The 3853-nt window shown below is 60.0% G+C and carries 4 protein-coding genes; all 4 read right to left on the bottom strand.

Translation table 11 applies throughout. The features are described 5' to 3' along the window. Window positions 1-35: 35 nt before the first annotated feature. Complete coding sequence (gene xoxF5, locus RBB49_RS28320; protein WP_306146327.1) at window positions 36-1835, bottom strand: lanthanide-dependent methanol dehydrogenase XoxF5; 1800 nt, start codon at window positions 1833-1835, stop codon at window positions 36-38. A gap of 121 nt (window positions 1836-1956) precedes the next feature. Beyond that, window positions 1957-2391, bottom strand: a complete 435-nt coding sequence (locus tag RBB49_RS28315) for a cytochrome c family protein (RefSeq protein WP_306146326.1) — start codon at window positions 2389-2391, stop codon at window positions 1957-1959. Continuing rightward, entirely contained in the window at window positions 2388-3251 is an 864-nt protein-coding gene (gene fghA, locus RBB49_RS28310; protein ID WP_306146325.1) for an S-formylglutathione hydrolase, read from the bottom strand. The genes RBB49_RS28315 and fghA overlap by 4 nt, the downstream gene beginning before the upstream one ends. Before the next feature lie 11 nt (window positions 3252-3262). Beyond that, window positions 3263-3853 (bottom strand): zinc-binding dehydrogenase (locus tag RBB49_RS28305; RefSeq protein ID WP_306146324.1); only part of this gene is annotated, 591 nt, incomplete at its 5' end.

The raw sequence follows: 3853 nt of genomic DNA, 5'->3' as shown, positions 1-3853 counted from the left end.
GATCGCCGCGCCAGCCCAACTCTTCGGCAGGCCGGTCAGTTCGGAAGTGCGAACACCGTGAGCTGACCGCCCAGGGCGGTGTAGTCGCTCAACGCGGCATAGCCGCCGACAGCGCCGAGACCCTCATTCGGGTTGGTCAGGCCGGCGGCAAGGCCGATGCCCGCCCAGCCTCCGATGCCGGACAACACGGCGACATACTGCTTGCCGTTATGCGTATAGGTCATCACGTTGCCGATGATCCCGGAGGGTGTCTTGAACTTGTAAAGCTCCTCACCGGTCTTGGCGTCCACGGCCTTCAGATAGCCTTCAAGCGTGCCGTAAAAAACGATGTCTCCCGACGTGGCGAGTGCTCCGGACCAGACCGAAAACTGTTCCGGAATTGACCAGACGATCTCACCCTTTTCATTATCCCATGCAATGAAATTGCCCATGCCGCCGTGGCTGTCGCCGGCCGGATACATGGAAAGGGTTGCCCCGACATAAGGCTGACCAGCCGTGTAGCTGACGCGGAAGGGCTCATAGTCCATGCACACGTGATTTGTCGGTACGTAGAAAAGGCCCGTTTCCGGCGAGAAGGAGGCCGGTTGCTGGTCTTTCGATCCAAGGGCCGCCGGACAGACACCGGTCGTGTTCACATCCTCGCCATTTTGCCGGGTCGAGTATTGTGACACCACCTGCGGCCGGCCGTACTGGTCCGAATTCGGATCCATGACCACTTCCGTTGCCCAGTTGACCTTCGGGTCGAATTTTTCGGCAACCAGGAGCTCACCGGTCACCCGGTCAAGCGTGTAGCCGAACCCGTTCCTGTCGAAATGGGTGAGAAGCTTGCGCATCTCGCCACCGAATTCCTGCTCCGTCAGGATCATCTCGTTGACCCCGTCGTAGTCCCATTCGTCGTGCGGCGTCATCTGGTAGAACCAGCGTGCGACACCCGTGTCGACATCCCGGGCCATGATCGTCATGGACCAGCGGTTGTCGCCGGGACGCTGCGCCGGGTTCCATGTCGAGGGGTTGCCGGTTCCATAATACATCAGGTTTTCATCGGCATCGTAGGAATACCATCCCCAGGTGGTTCCGCCACCGATCTTCCACTGATCGCCTTCCCAGGTGTTGAGACCGGAGTCCTTGCCGACCGGTTTTCCAAGATGCGTGGTCTTTTCCGGGTCGATCAGAATGTCGCTGTCAGGCCCCATCGAATAGGCCCGCCAGGCGAGAGAACCGTCCTTGGTGTTGTAGGCGGTCACGGACCCGCGCACGCCGAACTCACCGCCGGAAATGCCGACCAGGACCTTGTCCTTGACTGGCATGACGGTGGCCGTGTTGGTTTCGCCGATTGCCGGATCCCCGTTGACGACGCTCCAGACTTCTTCTCCGGTCTTGGAGTCGAGTGCGACCAGCTTGGTGTCGGCCTGGTGCAGGAAGATCTTCCCATCAGCATAGGCGACACCGCGGTAGACCGTGTCGCAGCACATGACCGCGATGACGTCGGAATTCTGCTTGGGTTCGTATTTCCAGATAATCTTGCCGTCATTGTCGAGATCGAGTGCATAGACCGTGTTCGGGAACGGGGTGTGCACGTACATGACGTTGTCAATGACAAGCGGAGATCCCTCGTGGCCGCGCAGCACACCCGTCGAAAACGTCCAGGCCACCTGGAGATCCTTGACGTTGTCCTTGTTGATCTGGTCCAGTTTGGAGAAGCGCTGGTTCTTGTAATCTCCCGTTTGGATGACCCACTGGTTCGGATCGTCCATCATTTTTTGCAGGTTTGCATCTGCGTAGGCTGTTCCGGCTCCCATGGCCAGCACAGCGGCGGAAATGAGTAGGTGTCTCATGCTTTCCTCCCGTGACGAGACTGAGGCGTTTCATGCGTCAGGCCAGCGTCAACAGCCTTCCAGATACCGGTCGCGCCTCCCTGGACGCCGGCATCGATTCGGCGGTCGAACAAGCCGTTTTTCACTGTTGGTCCTGGTTCCCTCCCTCTTCTTCGAACGTTGCCAGATAGGCGACGATGTCCTGCCGGTCCTTCTCCTTGCGTAGCCCCGCAAAGCTCATTTTCGTGCCCGGTAGAAATTTCTTCGGCTTGGTCAGAAAGACGTCGAGGTTTTCAACGGTCCAGACCAGCTCGTTCTGGTCTGCTGCCTCCCGCAGCGCCTTGGAGTAACTGAAGTCCGGCTGCATTGCCGCCGTCGCACCGACAACACCGTTCAAGACCGGTCCCGTCTTCGCCGCTGCATCGTTTCCAACGGCATGACAGGCCTTGCATTTCCTGAACACCTTTTCTCCCTTCACGGGATCGCCAAGGTCGAGGGCGCTCGCGGGATGCACGGCCACGAACGGCAACAGGGTCAAAAGAAACAGATACCGTCGTGATGCGACCGGTGTCGTCATGCCGCCCCCTTGCCGTTGGCGTTTTGATGAAACTTGCTGTTCAGGCGTTCCGCGTGCCAGGCGATGTGGTCACCACCGAAGGTCGAAACGAAGAAATAGGAGTGGTCGTAGCGTTTCTGCATCCGGATCACGGCCGGCTGACAGGTTTCCGTCACAACGCCCGCAAAGGCCTGCGGCCTCAGGAGATTGACGAATTGATCGTCGGCACCCTGGTCAATCAGGATGTCGCCGTTCCAGCCCCGTTCGCGCAGCAGGATCGTGGCGTCGTAGTCCGCCCATGCAGCCTCATCGTCTCCGAGATAAGCGGTAAGCTGTTTGCGGCCCCAGGCTGACTGTGTCGGATTGGTGATCGGCGCGAAGGCGGAGACGGACTGGTAGAGCCCCGGATTGCGCAGGGCGATGGTCAAGGCACCGTGGCCGCCCATCGAGTGACCCGTGATGCCGTGGCGTTCGCTCAGCGGGAACGAGACCTGCGCCAGTTCGCGCAGTTCCTTGACGACATAGTCGTACATCCTGAAATGCGTGTTCCATGGAGACTTGGTCGCGTTGACGTAAAACCCGGCGCCCTGACCGAGATCGTAAGCTTCGTCATCCGCGACCTCCTCGCCGCGTGGGCTCGTATCGGGAAAAATGAGCGCAACGCCGTGCTTGGACGCGTGCGCCTGCAGGCCGGCCTTGGTCATTGCGTTTTCATGGGTGCAGGTCAGACCCGACAGGTACCAGAGGCAGGGAACCACCTCCTCCGCCGCCTGCGGAGGCAGAAAAATTGCAAAGGTCATTTGGCAGCAACAAGCAGCAGATTGGTGTTTGTAGACCGTCTGCACACCGCCAAAGCATTTACTTTCGGCAAGGGTTTCCATTGTCTGGCTACCTAAAAAAGAACGACGGATCGGATGGATTCGCCCGCATGCATGAGGTCGAAGCCCTTGTTGATGTCTTCGAGCGGCATGGTGTGGGTGATCATCGGGTCGATCTCGATCTTGCCGTCCATGTACCAGTCGACGATCTTCGGCACGTCCGTGCGCCCGCGCGCACCACCGAAGGCCGTGCCGCGCCAGGACCTGCCCGTGACCAGCTGGAACGGACGCGTTGCGATCTCCGCCCCTGCCGGCGCCACGCCGATGATGATGCTCTCGCCCCAGCCCTTGTGGGCCGTTTCAAGCGCCGTCCGCATGACGCCCACATTGCCCGTTGCATCAAAGGTGTAATCCGCGCCGCCCCTGGTCAGATCGACCAGATACGGCACAAGGTCTCCGTCAACCTCGGACGGGTTGACGAAATCCGTCATGCCGAAACGCGTCGCCATCTCCACCTTGGCCGGGTTCAGGTCAACGCCGACAATCTGGTCCGCACCGGCAAGGCGCAGCCCCTGGATCACGTTCAGGCCGATGCCGCCGAGACCGAAGACAATGGCCCGCGATCCCTCTTCCACCTTGGCCGTGTTGATGACCGCGCCGATGCC

Source organism: Roseibium sp. MMSF_3412 (assembly GCF_030733265.1).
Taxonomy (GTDB): Bacteria; Pseudomonadota; Alphaproteobacteria; order Rhizobiales; family Stappiaceae; genus Roseibium.
The sequence above is the reverse complement of the archived record's forward strand: the minus strand, read 5'-3'. Positions and strand labels throughout refer to the sequence as shown.